19 protein-coding genes are annotated in these 19,115 nt (G+C 54.6%); 8 read left to right on the top strand and 11 right to left on the bottom strand.

Annotated elements, in window-relative coordinates; all coding sequences use genetic code 11:
* Positions 1 to 83: 83 nt before the first annotated feature.
* Positions 84 to 572 carry a flagellar assembly protein FliW gene (locus tag P8T57_RS10075; protein WP_063092136.1) on the top strand — a complete coding sequence of 163 codons (489 nt, stop codon included), beginning with the start codon at positions 84 to 86 and terminating at the stop codon, positions 570 to 572.
* A 142-nt stretch (positions 573 to 714) separates the two neighbouring features.
* On the top strand, positions 715 to 2,190 hold the full coding sequence (locus P8T57_RS10070) for a DUF4139 domain-containing protein (RefSeq protein WP_341365345.1): 1,476 nt from the start codon (positions 715 to 717) through the stop codon (positions 2,188 to 2,190).
* Between the two features lie 17 nt (positions 2,191 to 2,207).
* Here P8T57_RS10070 and P8T57_RS10065 read toward each other — a convergent pair whose 3' ends face one another.
* Complete coding sequence (locus P8T57_RS10065) at positions 2,208 to 2,819, bottom strand: hypothetical protein (RefSeq protein ID WP_341365344.1); 612 nt, start codon at positions 2,817 to 2,819, stop codon at positions 2,208 to 2,210.
* 171 nt (positions 2,820 to 2,990) lie between these two features.
* On the opposite strand from P8T57_RS10065, the gene P8T57_RS10060 reads away from it, so the two are divergent.
* Together P8T57_RS10060 and P8T57_RS10055 are read left to right on the top strand one after the other, a co-directional pair.
* A complete protein-coding gene (locus P8T57_RS10060) occupies positions 2,991 to 3,566 on the top strand; it encodes a hypothetical protein (protein WP_007088253.1) in 576 nt (191 codons plus the stop codon).
* A gap of 44 nt (positions 3,567 to 3,610) precedes the next feature.
* Positions 3,611 to 4,567, top strand: coding sequence for a D-glycerate dehydrogenase (locus P8T57_RS10055; protein ID WP_341365343.1), 957 nt, complete (start codon positions 3,611 to 3,613; stop codon positions 4,565 to 4,567).
* Positions 4,568 to 4,605: 38 nt separating this feature from the next.
* On the opposite strand, the gene P8T57_RS10050 is transcribed toward P8T57_RS10055, so the two are convergent.
* A complete protein-coding gene (locus tag P8T57_RS10050; RefSeq protein ID WP_341365342.1) occupies positions 4,606 to 7,116 on the bottom strand; it encodes a PAS-domain containing protein in 2,511 nt (836 codons plus the stop codon).
* A gap of 275 nt (positions 7,117 to 7,391) precedes the next feature.
* On the opposite strand from P8T57_RS10050, the gene P8T57_RS10045 reads away from it, so the two are divergent.
* The 3 genes from P8T57_RS10045 (at position 7,392) to P8T57_RS10035 (ending at position 10,736) form a co-directional block, all read left to right on the top strand.
* Positions 7,392 to 8,633: an HD domain-containing protein gene (locus P8T57_RS10045; protein WP_037989370.1), complete on the top strand. Its 1,242-nt coding sequence runs from the start codon at positions 7,392 to 7,394 to the stop codon at positions 8,631 to 8,633.
* A 78-nt stretch (positions 8,634 to 8,711) separates the two neighbouring features.
* Positions 8,712 to 9,389 (top strand): TrkA family potassium uptake protein, encoded by a 678-nt coding sequence (locus P8T57_RS10040; protein ID WP_007088257.1) that lies wholly within the window; start codon positions 8,712 to 8,714, stop codon positions 9,387 to 9,389.
* A gap of 3 nt (positions 9,390 to 9,392) precedes the next feature.
* Positions 9,393 to 10,736 carry a TrkH family potassium uptake protein gene (locus P8T57_RS10035; protein ID WP_341365341.1) on the top strand — a complete coding sequence of 448 codons (1,344 nt, stop codon included), beginning with the start codon at positions 9,393 to 9,395 and terminating at the stop codon, positions 10,734 to 10,736.
* Between the two features lie 17 nt (positions 10,737 to 10,753).
* On the opposite strand, the gene P8T57_RS10030 is transcribed toward P8T57_RS10035, so the two are convergent.
* On the bottom strand, positions 10,754 to 11,083 hold the full coding sequence (locus P8T57_RS10030; protein WP_007088259.1) for a DHCW motif cupin fold protein: 330 nt from the start codon (positions 11,081 to 11,083) through the stop codon (positions 10,754 to 10,756).
* 154 nt (positions 11,084 to 11,237) lie between these two features.
* The gene (locus P8T57_RS10025; RefSeq protein ID WP_341365340.1) at positions 11,238 to 11,735 is read right to left on the bottom strand and encodes a hypothetical protein; all 498 of its coding nucleotides are present in this window, start codon (positions 11,733 to 11,735) and stop codon (positions 11,238 to 11,240) included.
* 332 nt (positions 11,736 to 12,067) lie between these two features.
* Here P8T57_RS10025 and P8T57_RS10020 point away from each other — a divergent pair, with 332 nt between their 5' ends.
* Complete coding sequence (locus P8T57_RS10020; protein ID WP_341365339.1) at positions 12,068 to 13,003, top strand: DUF294 nucleotidyltransferase-like domain-containing protein; 936 nt, start codon at positions 12,068 to 12,070, stop codon at positions 13,001 to 13,003.
* 20 nt (positions 13,004 to 13,023) lie between these two features.
* On the opposite strand, the gene P8T57_RS10015 is transcribed toward P8T57_RS10020, so the two are convergent.
* The 7 genes from P8T57_RS10015 to P8T57_RS09985 form a co-directional block, all read right to left on the bottom strand.
* Positions 13,024 to 13,392, bottom strand: coding sequence for a 5-carboxymethyl-2-hydroxymuconate isomerase (locus P8T57_RS10015; protein WP_037989367.1), 369 nt, complete (start codon positions 13,390 to 13,392; stop codon positions 13,024 to 13,026).
* A 111-nt stretch (positions 13,393 to 13,503) separates the two neighbouring features.
* On the bottom strand, positions 13,504 to 14,799 hold the full coding sequence (ahcY, locus tag P8T57_RS10010) for an adenosylhomocysteinase (RefSeq protein ID WP_007088263.1): 1,296 nt from the start codon (positions 14,797 to 14,799) through the stop codon (positions 13,504 to 13,506).
* A gap of 246 nt (positions 14,800 to 15,045) precedes the next feature.
* Complete coding sequence (ptsP, locus tag P8T57_RS10005; RefSeq protein ID WP_341365338.1) at positions 15,046 to 16,842, bottom strand: phosphoenolpyruvate--protein phosphotransferase; 1,797 nt, start codon at positions 16,840 to 16,842, stop codon at positions 15,046 to 15,048.
* An 82-nt stretch (positions 16,843 to 16,924) separates the two neighbouring features.
* Positions 16,925 to 17,200, bottom strand: a complete 276-nt coding sequence (locus tag P8T57_RS10000) for an HPr family phosphocarrier protein (protein WP_341365337.1) — start codon at positions 17,198 to 17,200, stop codon at positions 16,925 to 16,927.
* Between the two features lie 95 nt (positions 17,201 to 17,295).
* Positions 17,296 to 17,700 (bottom strand): PTS sugar transporter subunit IIA, encoded by a 405-nt coding sequence (locus P8T57_RS09995; RefSeq protein ID WP_037989365.1) that lies wholly within the window; start codon positions 17,698 to 17,700, stop codon positions 17,296 to 17,298.
* 18 nt (positions 17,701 to 17,718) lie between these two features.
* Complete coding sequence (gene rapZ, locus P8T57_RS09990) at positions 17,719 to 18,654, bottom strand: RNase adapter RapZ (protein ID WP_037989364.1); 936 nt, start codon at positions 18,652 to 18,654, stop codon at positions 17,719 to 17,721.
* A complete protein-coding gene (locus tag P8T57_RS09985; RefSeq protein ID WP_037989363.1) occupies positions 18,651 to 19,091 on the bottom strand; it encodes an HPr kinase/phosphatase C-terminal domain-containing protein in 441 nt (146 codons plus the stop codon). The genes rapZ and P8T57_RS09985 overlap by 4 nt, the downstream gene beginning before the upstream one ends.
* Positions 19,092 to 19,115: the final 24 nt, after the last annotated feature.

The raw sequence follows: 19,115 nt of genomic DNA, 5'->3' as shown, positions 1-19,115 counted from the left end.
AGATGTGCCAAGGCCTTGAATTCTGGTGAAATAGGTCCAAGATGCCACTTGATCGCCAAACAATCATAACACGGGAGGAAGGTATGGCGGATTCCACGACACCGCAGTCACCTGGAACTGAAAGCGTGCCGACTTCTGTTACGATCCGGACATTGTTCGGGGACAAGGAATTCCTGTGGGACAAAGCCATCTATTTTCCCGCTGGGCTAAAGGGCTTTCCTGATCACAACGTCTTTGCCCTTGCTTCTTTCCCCGGCGAAAGCAACGGTTCCTTTATCCTCATGCAAAGTCTGACGGAACAGGAACTGGCTTTTATCGTTGCGCCCTACAATATGGAAAGCAACAGCATCAAAGCCGAACATCTCGCCCAGGCCTTTACCGTTCATGGCATAAAGAAGGACGAAGGGGCGGTTTTGCTGATTGTGACGCTGCATAAACCGGAAGATGGCGGTGATACCATCATGTCGGTCAATCTGCGCGCACCGATCATCATCGATACATCCAGGCAGGCGGCATACCAATATCTGTTACCCGACGCGTCCTATTCCTATCATCAAACGCTGGGTCAATAACCCGTCGATGCCGAACCGTTCCGGAAGGGCCGAAATTGCGATAACGGTCCTTCCATAATCTTGATACGTCCTTGATCCTGCCACTTTTTCGCGTAAAGCTTGTTGAAGAACAATACGCACCAAGCGACACAAGGGATTCGAGATGTCATCAGAATTGCGCAACCGTTTTGCCATGGCCACGCTTCTTAGCGCGGCCCTTTTTGCAGGTCCCGTCATCGAACCGGCATCCGCCCAATCCGGTGACGAAAAGACCGAAGAAACCATCACGCTTTCCGGTGAAAGCCGCAGCAAAATGCAGTTGACCGTTTACCCCGGAAATCTTGGCATGATTGCCGAACAACGTAACGGCACGATCCCCAAAGGGGTCAAAACACTCCGGATCGAAAATTTGCCGCAAACCATCATGGACGAGACCTTCGTGATGGGCGCGCAGAAAGATGCCAATCTTGTCTGGCATTCGTTACGCAATACGGCAAATGGCCCAGCGACCATGTATCGCCTGTTGCAAGATCAGGTTGGCAAAACCATTTCCATCCGGCGCAAGGATGACGAACTGGTCGAAGGCACGTTGCTATCGATTGACGGTGGCGCACTGGTTCGCACCCTTGATGGTATTGAACAGGTCCCTGTTGAGCAGATCATCATCTCCGACCTGCCCGGCAACTTCGCTACCAGCCCGGCAATCGAAGCCACCATTGGCTCGGATGCGGCACTTGATCACATCTCGCTTGCTTACCTTCTCGGCGGTGTTTCTTGGCAGACGGCCTATGTCGGGCAGTATGACAGTGTGGAAAATGTCCTGAACCTTTCGGCAATGGCACGCATTACCAATCAGACGGGCTCGGCAATCAACAATGCCCAGCTGCGTCTGGTCGCCGGTGATCCCAACCGGGTCAGCTACACCCCGATGGCAAAGGCCGCCCGCGGGGAAATGATGATGTCAGCCATGGCAGATAGCGCACCGGGTGGCGGCGCGCCGGATCGCGAAACCATGGAAAACCTGCATTTATATGGGCCGTTCGACGGGCTTTCGATGCGCAATGGTGATGTCGTGATGATGCCGTTGATCGCATCGCAAAACTTGCCTGCAACCCGCAAGGTCACCTTTAACGGCAGTGCCAATCTTTACTATGCCGGACAAAGTGACGTGTCTGAATTTGTCCGGCCTGACCTTGAAATCGAAATTGAAAACGATGGTGGCCCGGACGAAAAAAGCCCATGGCCCGCAGGAACCGTGCGCGTCTTTGGCCAGTCCCAAAGCGGTGTGACCGGCTTCCTTGGTGAAGACAATCTGTCTTTGACCCCGGTCGGACGCAAGGCAACCATCCGCCTTGGCCAGGCCAGCAATATTTCCGGTACGCGCAAGGTCACGGCATTTGACCGCAAGGCACGCCCAAATCTGCCTGATGAAATCACCGCCAACATGGAATGGTCGATCACCAATGGCGGTGAACGCACCGAAACCGTTACGATCCGTGAAAATGTTCCGGCCGACTGGGTTGTTACCGGCGAAGACCACAAACACACCAAGCCGCAACCAGACCTGATTGTCTGGACCATCGAGGTCCCGGCAGGCAAGGAAATCAATCTGAGCTGGTCGGTAAAAAGTACCCGATAACCTTTAAAACGGGCCACTTATCCGGTCTGGTTGCTGTCATAAAAGGCCTTGGCCAGCGGCAGCAGCAGGACCGGGTCGGGTTTCTCGCCGGTGATGCCGCACAGTTCGGTATAAAGACAAATCAGTTTGGCCAGCAGGATAAACGCCTGCTGGTTTTTCTTTCCGGCAAACACCGCAAGATTAACCAAGGCCTCGCCACATATTTCACGCGCGGTCCCGAACTGCCCGGCCCCCCGCAGTGCCAAAACAAGCGCGCCTTGCGAATATCCAAGATCAAGTCGGGCGGCTTCGCTCTGCCCCGATGGTAACCTGGCCAGCCGATCACGACGAAGTACAACAGCCTGGCATGCGGCATCAACTGCATCCGCCCATTGTTCTGCACCGATTTCAAGGGCTGCCCTGTTATTAAGGCTATGGGCCAATCCGGCACGGGCGGCATCCGGTGCCGTTTGCAGGTGGGAGGCAAAGATTTGATCTGCCTCGTCAAACAGGGAAAGGGCTACCATCCGTTCGGATTTATCGAGTGCGGTTGCCATTTCAAGACAAAGACGTGCGAGCGTTAACGAACCGGGTTCCGTCGCCCGCAGGAATGACAGGCGCGGCAAATATCCGGCAAGTTTGTCCGACATGTCTTTTTCCTGCTTCTGCCTGAATTCCGGGACCAATGTGCGCCGGTTAACAGACGGGCAAGCACCCGTCTTGTGAAGACGGGTCAAACAGGGATAAGCTGTGATTGAGATCCCTGTTCAAGATTTTCGTCCTCTTTATCAGCCCCATTTTATGTGAAACGACGACCCTCCATGACCATGTCGACTGAAACCCTGCGCGCACTTTATGGAACCTGGCGTATTGCGCGTGGTGACGCCAAAGGCCTTGCTTTCTTTGATTATTCCATCGAAGCGTTCTGGCGTTCTTTCTTTGCCGCCGTGATTGTCTTTCCGGCCTTTGCGCTGTTGCGTTGGCATGATCTCGACACGGTTCCCGATGAATTCCCGGTTGGTCGTTACATGCTGGTGGAAACCATCGCCTATGTGATGAAATGGTTCGCCTTTCCGCTGCTGATGCTGCATGTCGCGCCAATGATTGGCCGCGCCAATCGCTATATCGCGTTTATCACCGTCTATAACTGGTCAAGCGTCTTGCAGATGGGCGTTTATCTGCTGGCACTGCTTCTTGGCGCGGCGTTTCCGATGCTTGGCGTTGGTGGATTTGTGTTGATTGCCGTGATCGCGATGCTGATTTACGGGGTTTATATTGCGAAACTGACACTGGCGGTCCCGATTGCCACGGCAAGTGCCATTGTTGCAGCCGATTTCCTGCTATCATTGACCATCACGACAATCGGCATTCGTCTCGCACTTGGCCAGCTATTCTGACACAATCAACAAACAAGTCTTAAAATTCAGGGAGATGCATCAGAATGAAACCGGTTCTCGCCATCACCAGACGCCTGCCGGAAGCTGTCGAAAAACGCGCACGCGAAAGTTATGATCTGCGCATGCAGGACGGCGATGATCCGCTGTCACGCGATCAGATTCTTGACCTGTGCAAAGACGCAAATGCCGCCCTGGTTTCGGTTGGCGATCCGATTGATGCGGCCTTTTTTGCAGCCCTGCCCCAAAAGGTTGGCATCATTGCCACCTTTTCGGTGGGCACCGACCACATTGATCTGGCCGCGGCAAAAGCCAACGGTTTCGTCATCGGCAATACCCCCGGGGTTCTGACCGATGCAACGGCGGATATTGCGTGGCTTCTGATTCTGGGTGCTGCACGCCGCGCCAGCGAGGGCGAGGCCGAAGTCCGCAACGCAACCTGGTCAAGCTGGCGTCCGACCCATCTGATGGGCACACAAGTGACCGGCAAGAAACTCGGCATTGTCGGCATGGGACGGATCGGACAGGCCGTCGCGAAACGTGCGCGTGGTTTTGATATGGAAGTCCATTATTTCAACCGTCGCCGCCTGCCCGAAGATCAGGAATTCGGCGCGGCCTATCACCCAACCATTGATGACCTTCTGCCCCATTGCGATTTCCTGTCACTGCATTGCCCGTCAACACCGGAAACACGCGGTATGGTCAATCGCAATTTTATCGCCGAGCTGCCAGATGGGGCGATCATTGTGAATACGGCACGCGGTGATATCGTCAATGACAAGGACCTGATCGCGGCACTCAAATCGGGCAAACTGACCGCCGCCGGACTTGATGTTTTTGCCGGGGAACCGAATATCGAGCCGACCTATCGCGATCTGCCCAATACGTTCCTGTTGCCCCATCTGGGATCGGCAACGGTCGAAACCCGCAATGCTATGGGATTCCGGGCACTTGATAACATTGATGCCTTCATTGCCGGCAGGGAAGTACCGTTCAAAGTTTGATGATGTTGGAACAAAAGGCGACCGATGGACGCCTTTTGTTATTCCAGATCGCTTTCTTCGCCTGCGGGCAGGATACAGGAAATTTCATGTCCATCCCGGCTGACCTTGACCCGGCCGCCGTGGATTTCGACCACTGCGCGCACCATTGCCATGCCAAGTGCGCGGCGCGCAGATGGTGATTCTCCCTCGCGCAATCCTTCAAACAGCATCGGTTGCGGTGCTTCGTCCGATAGTGAAATGCTGATATCGATATCCTCGCCCCGACGACGGGCAACCACGGAAACCTCACTGCCTTCGGGGGCGGTACGCAGGACATTGGTCACCAGAATGAACAACGCCTGTTTAAGGCGGCGTTCATCGGCAATCATCCAGCCGATATTGCGCGAACAGTAAAGGCGTAGCGAAACGTTAAGTTCCGCCAGGCGCGCCCGCGTCAGTGCTTCGAGCGAACGTAACAAACGCCTTGGATCGACCGTATCAAGTTCAAGCGCGACCTGCCCTGATCCCAGCGTTGCAAGGTCCCGCATGTCATCCACCAGTGCCAGCATGCTTTGGGCTTCGGCCCGGATGGTTTCAACCGACTGCGCGACATTGCCCTGTAAATGCGGAATAAGGCGATCTGCCTCGCCATTGATATGGTCAAGCGGCCGGGTCAGTTCACGCGACACGGTCGAAATGAAGTCCGACTTCATCTGATCGGCGGTCCGCAGCGCTTCGTTGCGTTCGCGAAGCGCCCGTTCGACCCGGATCGTGTCGGTGACATCGATATAAGACATCATCACCGCCCCGTCAGGCAGCGGTACAATGGCAAAATCGATGATGCTGTTATCGGCACGCTCGATACGACCGCTCATGGGTTCGTGGTTGGTGATACGCGCGACCATCCGGCTTTTGAATTTGTCCCAGTCTTCGCGCTCGTGCCAGTAATCACGGGCTTCTTCGACCACTTCGCTGATATGCGGCGCACCTGAGAGGAAACTGTCTTCAAGGCCCCAGACATCGGCAAAACCGTGATTGTAAAGCCGCAACCGACCATCGCCGCTGATCACGCCTACCGCTTCATGCAGGTTTTCAAGCGTCTCGCGCTGAACCGCGATCAGGGTGTTGTAACTGCTTTCGAGAACCAGCTTGTCGGTGACATCCTCGAACGCGAACATCAGTCCGCCAAACGGATGCGGTGAAATGAACCGGCGCAAGGTCATGCCGTTCGGCAGATGCATCAAATCTTCTTCTGGCTTGAGAAGATCGGTAAAGCGCTGGTTTTCGATATTGCGGAACTGCGTGAAGTCGGTGACTTCGGGCAATTTGCGTTCATCGCGCATCCGGCGCAGCACATCATCAAGCGACGGTTCCGCCCAGAGCCAGTCCTCGTCCATATCCCAAAGTTTGGTGAACGCGGTGTTAAAGAAGATAAGCCGCTTGTCACCGCCATAAATCGCAATCGCGGTTCCAAGGTTTTCCAAGACTTCGGCATGGGCACGAATATGACGCGACAGGTCGGATTGCAGTTCCTCGATCGCGGTGCAATCAATCGCAAAGCCGATCAGACCATCAAGGTCTTCGGGCGTTTGTGACGGACATTCGGTAATGCGCAGAAGCTTCCGGTCACCCTTGATCACGATATGATAATCGCGTGTCATGGTTTCGCCGTTGCGCAATGCCGACGCCGCCAATGACTTGCCCTTATCGGGGATCACCCCGCCGCCCAGTTCCGCCTGTCTGGCAAGGGCATCCTTGACCGTGTCGAGTTCCACCGCGGTCGCATAGGCCGCATTACAATCAATCAAACGCAAATCGCCATCGCGCCGCCACACCGGAAACGGAAGACTGTCGATCAAAAGCCGCAACCCGCTGACTTCGCGTTTGAGCGCGGTAAAATCGCCGAACTGGCTTTCGCGTTCACGGGTATGGCGGGTTTCATCACGGAACCAAAGTGCATGGGCCAGAACCGGCGAAGTCCGATCCTTGCGTGCCATCGCCCCGGTGACGTGGAATTTGCGTTCATCAACAGCTGTAACCCAAAGCTCAAACCGCTCGTGGGTGGATTTCAGGTTTCGCACACGTTCCTTAAGGGTCCTGGCATCATCATCGCGCAACTGGTCAAGCACATCGGGGAAACGCCCATCCTTGCCAAGCTGGAACGCACGTTTCAGCGACGGGCTTGCCCCCTCGGCAAAGCCGGCCTGGCTCCAATAATAAACCGGGTCCGGCCCGGCAAAGAACAGATGGGTAAATTGTTCGGTCGAATCCGCCAATTCGGATTCGTGATCTTCCGCCTCTTCAAGATGGCGGCGCATGCGCAGCGATAATCGCCACCCGATTCCACCGGCAATCGCAGCACCACCAATTGCCGCCAAACCAACAACCAGCCAATCGCGATCACTCAGATCGGCGAAACTGCCTAAAATCGAGGCCGCGTCTGATACAGCGCCTGCGTTCGGCGCGGCTTCCGGTGCGCTGCCAACACGGAATTTTTCCTGTGCATGCAGGTCGGCTGCGATGAAAAGCGACGTCAGACCATAGCATCCCCATTGCCACAGTCTGGACAAACCAAACCTGTTTGATCCCCCTTTGCGGGAACCAATTGGTTCTTTCCCCCTTTGATGGTTGGATGTAGCCCGTGTCACGTGTTGTTAACCGTTTGTGTTTATGAGCTATTATTATGGTGAAAACGTCTTGCTTTTACCACTGTTTCACGACGTTTTCCCGATACCCGGCCGAACGCCCGTGATCGCAGGAAAATCCGCGATGACATATACCCCAAATCGGGCTATGTCTGCGCTATTGTCGAAACAACAGCTATAACGATCTCGTCATTTCAAAAATGAGTCCCAAACCGCAGCTAGACCTTTTTACGCCGCGCGTGGCCGCCAAACCGGTCGCGCCCCAAAAGGAGTCTGCCGCGGCCAAACCGGCGGGACCGGAAATGCGCGATCTGTTCGACACCAATTTCAGCGCCGATGACATCGCAGAATGGGAACTGCTGTTTCGAGATGCGCCACAATACAACTATCATTTCAAACGTTCGCAAATCGCGTCGGCCTTTGACCGCCCATTGCATAAAAAGCTGATCGCGTCGCACGCGTTTGAACGCCTGCGGGAAATCTCATTTTTGGGGGCGATTGATTACCTGTTCCATCCCAACGGACGCCCGGCCAATATCCGCCATTCCCGATATGACCACACCATCGGTGTTGCCCTGCTGTCGCAGCAATATTGCCGTCTGATGGGCCTGTCGGAGGCTGATCGCGATCTTCTGGGGGCAGCGGCCCTTTTGCATGATATCGGCCATGGCCCGTTTTCGCATACACTGGAGCCGGAATTTGCCCGGCGGTTCAACCTGAACCATCACCAGTTGACCGAAAAGATCATCACCGGCGAAGTTCAGCTTGATCTGTCAGTCAATCATCTTCTGGTCAAACACGGTGTTGATCCGGACGAGGTCATTGCCCTTCTGTCAAAAAAATCGACCCACCCGCATGCCAGCCTGCTGTCTGGCCCGGTCAATATCGACACACTCGAAGGCATCAGCCGGACCAAGACCTATGTGCATCCGAACTATGTCCATTGTCATCCGCGCCTGTTGCTTGAGGCGGCGGTAAAGCTTGATGAAGATGCCCTGAAACGCCTTGATAAGTTCTGGCAGCTTAAAGAAGACATCTATCGCAATTTCATTTTCGGCCCGATGTGTTTTGCCACCGATCATCTTTGCCGCGAATTCGTTGTCAAAAATGCACCCGACTTTGCCGCCAATGATTTCCTTCTGACCGAAAAAGCATTTTTGCAGCGCCATCCGGCTTTCAAAAAGTTTCTGTTCAGTCTGAAAAACCGGATCGAGCTTGACGGTGTTGCCGATGTTATCGATCCGGAAATCAGCGCGGTCCTGATGGATGAAACCGCAACCAAAGTGCCCAAACGCGAATTTCACATCAATACCAATGCCGAGGTCAAAAGCTTTGCCGATCTTGGCAAACGCTATTACGAGGAAAAGAACTCGTTCCTGCGGCGTGTCGGCAATCTGACCGATCCGGCACAACAGGCTGCTGCAGCAAGTCTGTTTGACTGATATGCTCGTCCGTCGGACGTAAAATCGCCGTGCGAATTTCGCTGCATCGGGCAATCCATTGCAAAGGGAGTAACCGATATGGCCCCCAAAACCGAAAAGAAGCGCAACCGAACCTTTGTCATCATCGGGCTTGGAACCGTTGGTAGCACGGTTGCGACCGATCTGGCACGAAGTGGCAATCACGTCCTGGGCATCGACATCAACGAAAAATCCGTCGCCGCCCTGTCGGATATCCTGTCCGAAGCGATCATCGCCGATGGCCGCGATGAAGAAGCCCTTCGCGAGGCCGGGGTCGATAAATATGACGTCGCCCTGATTGCCATTGGCGAAGACCTTGAAGCCAATATCCTGTGCACGATGAATGTCAAAATGCTGGGGGTCAAAACCGTCTGGGTAAAGGCGATCAACAAAACCCATCATCGCATCCTGACCAAACTTGAACCCGACCGGGTCATTTTACCCGAACAGGAAATCGGCCAGCACATCGCCCAGAAACTGCATAACCCCGCCGTACGCGATTACCTTAGCCTTGGTAACGGTATGCATGTCATCAATCTGGAAGTCCCGGAAAGCATGGCGGGGAAAACCATTGAGTCGCTTGATCTTGAAAAGTCCCACGAACTGCGCTGTCTGGGCATTTTGCGCGGATCGGAATTTATCGGCTGTGATACCGGGACCGTCACGATGGAAGCCAGTGACAAGATCCTGATCCTTGGTCGCCGCCAGAATTTGCGCGACTTCAGCGACGGCATCTGAGCCATGCCCTTTTATTTTCCGAACCGCACCGGAAAACCGATCCGAATACCACCGCCGCTTTTGCTCGCCATCCTGTATCTGGCCTTGATCCTGATCGGTGCGGTTGTTTTGGTGCTCCCTGTTGCCGTCACCCATCCGATCAGCTTTTCCGACGCCTTGTTTACGGCCACGTCCGCCGTCACCGTCACCGGCCTTGCCGTGGTTGATACCGGGTCAAGCTTCACGCTGTTCGGGCAAGCCATGATCCTGATCCTGATCCAGCTTGGCGGTCTTGGTCTGATGACATTTGCAGCCCTTGTTTTATCCGCACTTGGCTTGCCAATTGGGCTGCGTCATCACAATTTCCTGCGCGAAGATTTGAACCAGACATCGCTGCATCAGCTCGTGGGTCTGGTCAAAACGATCCTTGCCGTTGTGCTTTTCTGCGAATTGATCGGCGGCATTCTGTTGCTGACCGTTTTTGTCCCCGATTTTGGCTGGGCACGCGGAACGTGGTTTGCGGTATTCCATTCGGTATCGGCCTTCAACAATGCGGGCTTTGCCCTTATGCCCGACAGCCTGAGCCGATGGGCCACAAACCCGGTGATCAATCTGACAATCCCGGCATTGCTTCTGATTGGCGGAATCGGGTTCAGCGTGATTTCCGATCTGTGGATTCATCGCGGCTGGCGTCATTTATCCCTGCACAGCAAATTGATGCTGACCGGCTCTGCCATTCTGATCGTCTGGTCTGTCACGATGTTTGCCATCCTTGAATGGCACAATCCCGACACGCTCGGGGCTTTTGCCAACCCGATCGACAAACTTCAAATCAGCTGGTTTCAAGGCCTGACAACCCGCACTGCCGGGTTCAACACGGTCTATATCGGATCCATTCACGACACCACCGCATTGATGTTCATCCTTCTGATGGTGATCGGGGCGGGCAGTACATCAACAGCAGGCGGGATCAAGGTCACCACCTTTATCGTACTGGTTCTGGCAACCATCGCCTTTTTCAAACGCCATAATCAGTTGCATGCCTTTGGGCGCAGCATCGGCCTTGAAGAAGTGATGAAGGTGCTGGCCCTGACGATGATTTCAATGTTCGTCGTCATGAGCGGTATCTTTCTGATCACCATGTCTCACGACGGCGATTTTCTTGATCTTGTCTTTGAAGTGACGTCGGCCTTTGGCACGGTCGGTCTTTCGCGCGGGACGACCGACGAACTCGATACACTGGGCCGGATCGTGATTGAACTGATCATGTTCATTGGCCGTGTCGGCCCGCTGACACTGGGATTCTTCCTTGCCCGTCGTGTTCCGCCGCGCATTTCCTATCCGTCAAGTCAGGTGTATCTGGGGTAATTCCCAAAACCGTCAGTTCAGTCAACGACAAACAATGTGGCACCCGGCTCTGTTGATGAACGATGGGCTTCGGCGTTATCAGCCACCTGATAACTCATGCCCGGTTTAAGGGTGAAAACCCGCCCGTCTTCCAGTTCGGTGACCAATTCACCTTCAAGACACAGCAGGATATGGCCCTTCTTGCACCAATGATCGGCAAGATAGCCCGGCGTATATGTCACCATCCGCACCCGGATCGGACCAAATTGCTGTGTGCGCCAATATGCCATGCCGGTATCGCCGGAATGCTCGGTTGGCGTGATTGACGACCAGTCGGTCGTGCCGAACGGGAGATTGGAAATTTCCATGGTAATCTTTCAAGAGATATGCGGGGCAACTGCCACCAGGAACCGGATAACAATTTCATGACGCTATCGCGTTTCCAAACTTTCCGTCAACACATCCAGCCAAAGACAAAGCCCGGCACGCGGACCGGGCTTTTATCAATCTTCGTAAAATGATTTACCGGTTTTCCAGCCCGTTTTCTTCGCGCTGCTTGCGGATTTCATCTGCCTTGGCGACGATCATTTCACGCAACTCGTCCAGTCCGGCGCGCTCGGCAGTAATGACCTGTTCGCATTCGGCTTTGGCGACATAGCCATTGGCATGCGCGGCATCCCATTCGAGAACATCCTCGATCGTGCTGCTTAGTTCCTCCACATCCCCAAAGGCATATCCATTAAGGGGGCGACCGACGGTTTCGTTCAGGGACGCGAACAATGCCGGGTCCTGATCCGGTGCAAGGTCGGGTTTGCAGCCCAAAAGCGTGCGATAGCGCAACTGGCCGGTATAGAACCAGAAAACCGCGTCATCACGTTCGCCTGCATTAAACTGCTTGGCTGCCAGAATGTAATAGGCCGATGGATGGCGATTTTCGATCCCGTCGCGCAACGCATCGGGTTCCATATCCTTCATCTCCTCGGGCGATTTCATATCGGCGGACTGGGCAAAGGCAGGCATTGCCATCAGGCCAAGAAGCGGAACGGCAAGCAGGGTGCGATGAAGATTTTTGATCGGACTTCTCCATAATCCAGGGTGATTTCCAATCGGGGAAATATGCAAAAGGTCTTTTGGCCAACGGCCCCGACAAACGACATATGGCACAGGGTTATTCGACTTTAAGGCCGTTTTATCGGCAAGTAATGGCAATTATGTGCCAAGCCTCTGCCGGATTGTGAAATCCGGTCCGGTTTTACAAGGGACTCCGCAGTTATCCCATAAACCCGGTTTTAATCTTTCACCTTTAGGTCGATACTGAATTAATTGCCGCATTCAACGGAATCATTTCAATCTTGTTGCCAGATACCATCGCCAGCAATCAGGCCTATACCGCAAAGCGGCTCGACGAGATGCGAAGCGCACTCGCCAATCAGCTGCATGGCAGCGCTTTCTGCGTTGTCGTTACCGGGTCGTTTGGTCGGCACGAGGCATCAGAACAATCGGATCTGGATTACTTCATCATCGGTCGTGAAGTTGACCGTGATCTGGCCCCCCACCGTGACGTTTCCGAAATTCTTGGTGCCATGGTGACCAAAAAGGCGGCCGTTAACGGCCCGTTTTCATCCTATGTCCCGGCCGAGGAACTGGTCAACCGCATCGGCCTTGATGGCGACACCAATTCGATCACCACACGCCGCCTGCTGTTTCTGCTGGAATGTGAATGGCTTTATAACGAAGTCGGCAAACGTGCCTTCTTTGACGAACTGATTGCCAACTATGTCACCGAAACGGTTACACGGGAATCCATCGCACGCTTTCTGGTCAATGACGTCATCCGCTATTACCGCACCATCAGCGTCGATTTCGAAATCAAAACCCGCGAAGGCGACGCCAGCAAGGCATGGGCCCCCAGACGCCTTAAACTCGTCTTTTCGCGTAAGATGCTTTATTTCGGCGGCATTATCGCAGCCGCGGAAACCGCAGGTCGTGATTATATCGGCAAACGGGCGAAACTATCGGAACTTTTGCAGTTACCGCCGATCACACGTGTTCAAACGGTTTTTGGTAACAAAAGCCTTCCCGCGCTCGAACTCTATGACCGGTTTCTGAGCGAACTCAGCGATCCGGATGTCCGCAAACGGCTTGAAAAAGTCGACCCGAATGATCGCAGTGACACCGAACTCCGTTCCCTGCTGGATGCCGGCAAGCAGTTTTCGCGCGAGCTGATCAAACTGATGAATGATCGTTACGGCCCCGATCATCCGATCCATGAAGCACTTTTGATGTAACTGCCAACCCGATCGGGCCGTCAGGCGTTTGTCACATGCTTGTGATAATTGGCCCGGTCCAGATCATGTACTTCAACAGTAAACTGTACATCGAAATTCCCGACCAGATTTTCCAGATGCGCCCGCACGGTTTCAAGTGCGATGGCACCAACGGCATGTTTGACATCGTCAGAGCGTCCCGACAACAGCCGCACATCAAGATGCACCATGCCATGTTTTGGCCCGCCATCGGCAATCACGACATTTTCAAGTGGCGATAAACGTGTTTTGAAACTTTCCAGATCGGCATCGGCTGCCTTGGCAATTTCACGATGCAGGCTGATCGCCAACCCGCGAAGCTGCTCGGCGATTGGCAAATTGGCGGAATATTCGATTTCAAGCTGGGGCATGGCTTGCTTCCCTGTTGTGGTGTTGTCTTTCTTACCCGAACGCGTCGTCGCAAAACACAAAAAAGCCGGTCCGAATGAACGGACCGGCTTTGATGCAAAACGCGATTGCGCTTAGTAGCGGTAATGATCCGGCTTGAACGGGCCAGCCTGCGGCACGCCGATATATTCGGCCTGTTCGTTCGAAAGCTTGGTCAGTTTCACACCAAGACGGTCGAGATGCAGGGCGGCAACTTTCTCGTCGAGGTGTTTCGGCAGGACATAAACCTTGTTTTCGTAGTTGGCGTGGTTTTTCCAAAGTTCGATCTGGGCCAGCACCTGGTTGGTGAAGGATGCCGACATCACGAAGCTCGGGTGACCGGTTGCGCAACCAAGGTTGACCAGACGGCCTTCGGCCAGAACGATCAGACGTTTGCCATCCGGGAATTCGACTTCGTCGACCTGCGGCTTGACATTGTCCCACTTGTAATTACGCAGCGAACCGATCTGGATTTCGGAATCGAAGTGACCGATGTTGCAAACGATTGCACGGTCTTTCATCGCACGCATATGGTCGAGCGTGATGATGTCGATATTGCCCGTGGTGGTGACAAAGATATCACCAACCGGTGCAGCATCTTCCATGGTGGTGACTTCGTAACCTTCCATCGCGGCCTGCAGCGCGCAGATCGGATCGATTTCGGTCACAAGAACGCGGGCACCCTGGCTGCGCAGCGACGCAGCCGAACCTTTGCCAACATCACCAAAACCGGCAACCACACCGATTTTACCGGCAACCATGACGTCGGTTGCACGTTTGATGCCATCAACCAAGCTTTCGCGGCAGCCATACAGGTTGTCGAATTTCGACTTGGTGACAGAGTCATTGACGTTGATCGCCGGAACCTTGAGCGTGCCCTTTTTCGCCATTTCATACAGGCGGTGCACACCGGTGGTGGTTTCTTCGGAAAGACCTTTGATGTCTTCAAGAAGTTCCGGATACTTGTCGTGGATCAGCTGGGTAACATCGCCGCCGTCATCCAGGATCAGGTTCGGTTTCCAGCCGTTCGGGCCGGTGATGGTCTGCTCGATGCACCACCAGAATTCTTCCTCGGTCTCGCCCTTCCAGGCAAAGACAGGAACGCCGGTTGCCGCAATCGCCGCAGCAGCCTGATCCTGGGTCGAGAAGATGTTGCACGACGACCAGCGAACTTCTGCACCAAGTGCGGTCAGGGTTTCGATCAGAACCGCAGTCTGAATGGTCATGTGCAGGCAACCGACGATGCGCGCGCCGGCAAGCGGCTTGGCCGCGCCATATTCTTCACGCAGCGCCATCAGGCCCGGCATCTCGGTTTCGGCAATCGCGATTTCCTTGCGGCCCCATGCGGCCAGCGAGATGTCTGCGACCTTGCAATCGGTAAAGTTCGACATGTCGTCTCCAATCAAACAAAAACAGCGCAACCGCCGACCAGATGGATCTTGCAGATACGCCCGAAAATTCCTGTGCGACGGTTTACCCGTTCGCGATAGAAGACATATAAAGATTTCTTTATATCGATTTCAAGTCTTTTCTTCGATGAATTTTCAATGCCGGAAAAATACGCGCACAGGCAGAGCGCCCATGCTGTATGGGCCCATTTCATAACCGATTGATTTATTAGGTATTATGATCGCCGGTCAGGCAAGATCGTTGAAATCATCCAGCATCATGGCGATGCGCGCTGAATCCCATTGTTCCATCACACGGGCTGCCTGCTGTTCGGAATTTCGCGTATCCAGTCGGCGCAGGCGCTGTTTGACCGGTAAAAGGCTGACCGATGACATCGAAAGATTACGTAATCCAAATCCGATGAAAAGCGGCGTATATCGCGGATCACCGGCCATTTCACCGCAAACACTGATCGGGATGTCACGATCCCGCGATGATTTGATCACGTCGCGAATCAGGCGCAAAACTGATGGATGCAGCGGGTCATAAAGCCCGGCCACCTGATCGTCGGTACGATCAATCGCCAACGTATATTGCGTCAGATCGTTGGTGCCGATGGCAAAGAAATCGCTTTCGCGCGCCAGAGCATCAATCGCAAGTGCGGCGGCCGGTATTTCAATCATGGCACCCAACGGCGGCAGATCATCCGGAATGGCATGACCTTCCTTGCGCAGTCGCTTTGCGACCGATTGGTAAATCTGGCGTACACGGCTCATTTCATGAACGCTAACCACCATCGGTATCAACACCCGGACAGAACCATGAAGGGATGCGCGCAGGATCGCAGCCAATTGTGTTTCAAGCAATTCGGGCTTGCGCAATGACAACCGAATACCACGCAGCCCCAATGCCGGGTTCGGGCCGGATCCGATTTCTGCCTGTAATGACACCGCAAGCTTTTCACCACCGATATCAAGGGTGCGGATCGTGACCGGCTTGCCATTCATCCGGGTCACGATATCGGCCAGTTCGGCATATTGTTCGTCTTCGTCCGGCAGGTAGTCCTTGTTCATGAACATGAACTCGCTGCGCAGAAGCCCAATGCCGGTCGCACCATTTTCCAGTGCCGCCGACAGTTCAATCGGCAGTTCGATATTGGCATGAAGATCAATTTCGACCCCGTCGCGGGTCGCCGATGGGACATCGCGCAGGCTGGCCAGTTTGGCGCGTGCCGCCCGCCAGTCTTCGCGACGCTGGCTATAATGGACCAGATCATCCTCGGTCGGACGCAGGATAACTTCACCCCGACCGCCATCAACAATGATCAGATCACCGCCCGAAACCCCGTGAATGATATCGGCCGCACCCAAAATCGCAGGAATGCCAAGTGACCGGGCCATGATCGCGGTATGGCCTTCCGCCCCGCCAAGCGCGGTGACAAATGCTGTAATCTGGCCGGGTTGAAGGCGCGCCATATCGGCCGGGCTGACTTCCTCGGCGATCAGAATGGCACCTTTGGGCGCAGTTTCAAATGCCCGGTCAGTTTCCCCGATCAGGCACCGCATCAGACGCAGGCCAACCTCGCGGATGTCGGACGCGCGTGCTGCGATGTAACGATCATCAATACCGGAAAACTGGGTCGCGATGGCATCGATGACCTCGCTGACCGCGTGTACCGCATTCATATGGCGCGTCTGGATCAGTTCTTCTGCCCCGCGGACAAGGCGCGACTGGGTGAGCATATGAACGTAGGCATCCAGCAGGAATCCAAGCTCCTCGGATGCGGCCCCGCCGACATTGGCCGATTGGAATTTAAGGCGTTTAAGCTGTTCGATACTTTCCGAAACGCCTTTGTGCAGGCGTTCGGTTTCGGTCGGGATGGCCGCCGCATCGATACGTGTGCGACTGACATCGACATATTGCCGGTCCATGACAAAGGCCCGACCGATTACAATCCCGCCCGATGCCCCAAGCCCTGTAATTACCCGGCGGTCGGACGGCGACTGGTCATCGATTGTGGTCTGGTCTTTTGGTGGAACTTGCAAGCCTGGTTTGCTGCCAACTCGTTCTTGTTGTTTCCAGAAATTCCCGTTCCCGCCTATGCGGAAATCCTATTCATTCTGCGTATTATTCTTCGTGGAACTTGGCATCAACAAGTTCGTTAAGCGCATCAATCGCCTTTTTGGCATCCGTGCCTGATGCTTCGATCTCGATTTCCGTGCCCGTCGATGCTGCAAGCATCATAAGCCCCATGATCGACACGCCTGAAACCTCTGTGCCGCGATTGCGAACCATGATCCGGGATTCGAATTCACCGGCAAGTTTAACAAATTTTGCGGCCGCCCGCGCGTGCAATCCGCGTTGATTGCTGATGGTTACGATCCGCTTTTCCGTCTGCGCCATATTTGTCCCGCCTTAGTCCCGACTTCAAGTCCCCGTCGGCAAACTTTCAAAAGATCCGGGCCATCCCCGATCGCCCGAACTTCTGTTTTTGTTGTTTATTCCTCGCCGCTTAGTAGGCGCGACGCCACATTGATATATTTCCGGCCCGCTTCCTGCGCTGCATTGACCGTTTCGGCCAGCGTGCCATCGATGCGCACCGATGCCAGTTTGATCAACAAAGGTAAATTAACCCCTGCAATCACTTCGACATTGGCCTGTTCCATGATGGAAATTGCCAGATTCGACGGCGTGCCGCCGAACATATCGGTCAACAGCACAACACCCTTGCCATCGTCGACAGCCTCGACACTCGCAAGAATGTCGGCACGACGTTGTTCCATGTCGTCGTCGGGTCCGATGCAGACGGCAGCGACATTTTCCTGTTCGCCGACAACATGCTGCAAGGCCGATACGAATTCCTTCGCGAGATCGCCATGGGTGACGAGCACCATCCCGATCATGCCGTTTTCTCCATCAATTCACTCCCCCGGTTTCGGTTCATCTGGCTTGTCACGATGACTGAGATGAACATCATATCCCAGACCGGCAATCCAGTCGTTTAGCATGCGCGCGATGTAAACGGAACGATGCTGACCGCCCGTACAACCGACCGCGATGGTCAGATAGCTTTTCCCTTCCTGCGCATAACGCGGCAGAACAGGGCCGATAAGGCCTTTTAACCGATCCATGAAACCGGCGAAATCCTGATCCGTTTCAATATAGGCACCAACCCGGTCATCAAGCCCGGTCAGCAAACGAAGCTCGGGATCATAATGCGGGTTACGCAGAAAACGAACGTCAAAAACAAGGTCGGCTTCGCCGGGCACGCCCTGACGGAACGAAAAGCTTTTGACAAAGATCGCCATCGCATCCTTTTCGCCAATCGCAAACTGGTCCTGAAGGATCTTGCGAAGCTCGGCCGATTTAAGCCGCGAGGTATCGATAATCATATCCGCCGTCGCCGCAATCGGCGCCATCAGGCGTTTTTCATGTTCAATCGCATCGACAAGCGGCCGGTCATGGGTCAAAGGATGGGGCCGTCTGCTTTCGGTAAAGCGACGCTGCAAAATGCCTGTCTCGGCATCGACAAAAACCACCATCGGGTTAACGCCGGGCTGCTCGCGCAAAGAGCTGACGATGTTGACAAACTGATCGACACCGAAATCGCGCGTACGGATATCAAGGCCAATCGCCAGCGGCTGATCAAGGTCGGTCCCCCCGCTCAGCAGAGCTGGCAGCAACCGCAACGGCAGATTGTCGACCGCGTCAAAGCCGAAATCCTCGAAGATTTTCAGCGACGTCGTTCGTCCGGCACCGGAAACCCCGGTCACCAGGACAAGTCGCGTATCCTCGCCATTCTCGCCGGTGCCGCCATCGGTGTTTATCGGGCCTATTGCATTGTCTGCATCGGTCATGTTTCGAGCTGCATCTCACCTGTTGCCAAGGACAAGGCGACCTCAATCTTGGCGTCGACTGCCATATCGAATGGCCAGATTTTCCAGGACGGAATCGAAATACCATAAAACGTTTCAAAACGGGGCTCGGGCATCCGTTCCACCTCGGCCGGGTCGGCCACCAGATCGAACAAAACCCTCACATCGCCGGCTGCCTGATGGGCAAGCCCGCGGACGATACCAATCCCGCGCACTTCGCACAATCGTGCAATCTGTGGCGGCGCGCTGGCAATCAGCTTGCCATCGCGCGCCAAAATGTCGGTCCTGTCATCGGAAACAAGCCGCCCTCCGGCCCGGACAAGCCGCAGCGAAAGGTTGGATTTGCCGCTGCCTGATGGCCCGCGCAACAAAATCGCATAGGACCCAAGCGCGACACAATTTGCATGGATTTGTGTCATAGCGGGCAAAACGATGCGCGGGTG

The organism is Thalassospira sp. SN3W, assembly GCF_038070535.1.
Classification (GTDB): domain Bacteria; phylum Pseudomonadota; class Alphaproteobacteria; order Rhodospirillales; family Thalassospiraceae; genus Thalassospira; species Thalassospira xiamenensis.
This window is presented reverse-complemented; position numbering and strand designations above follow the sequence as displayed.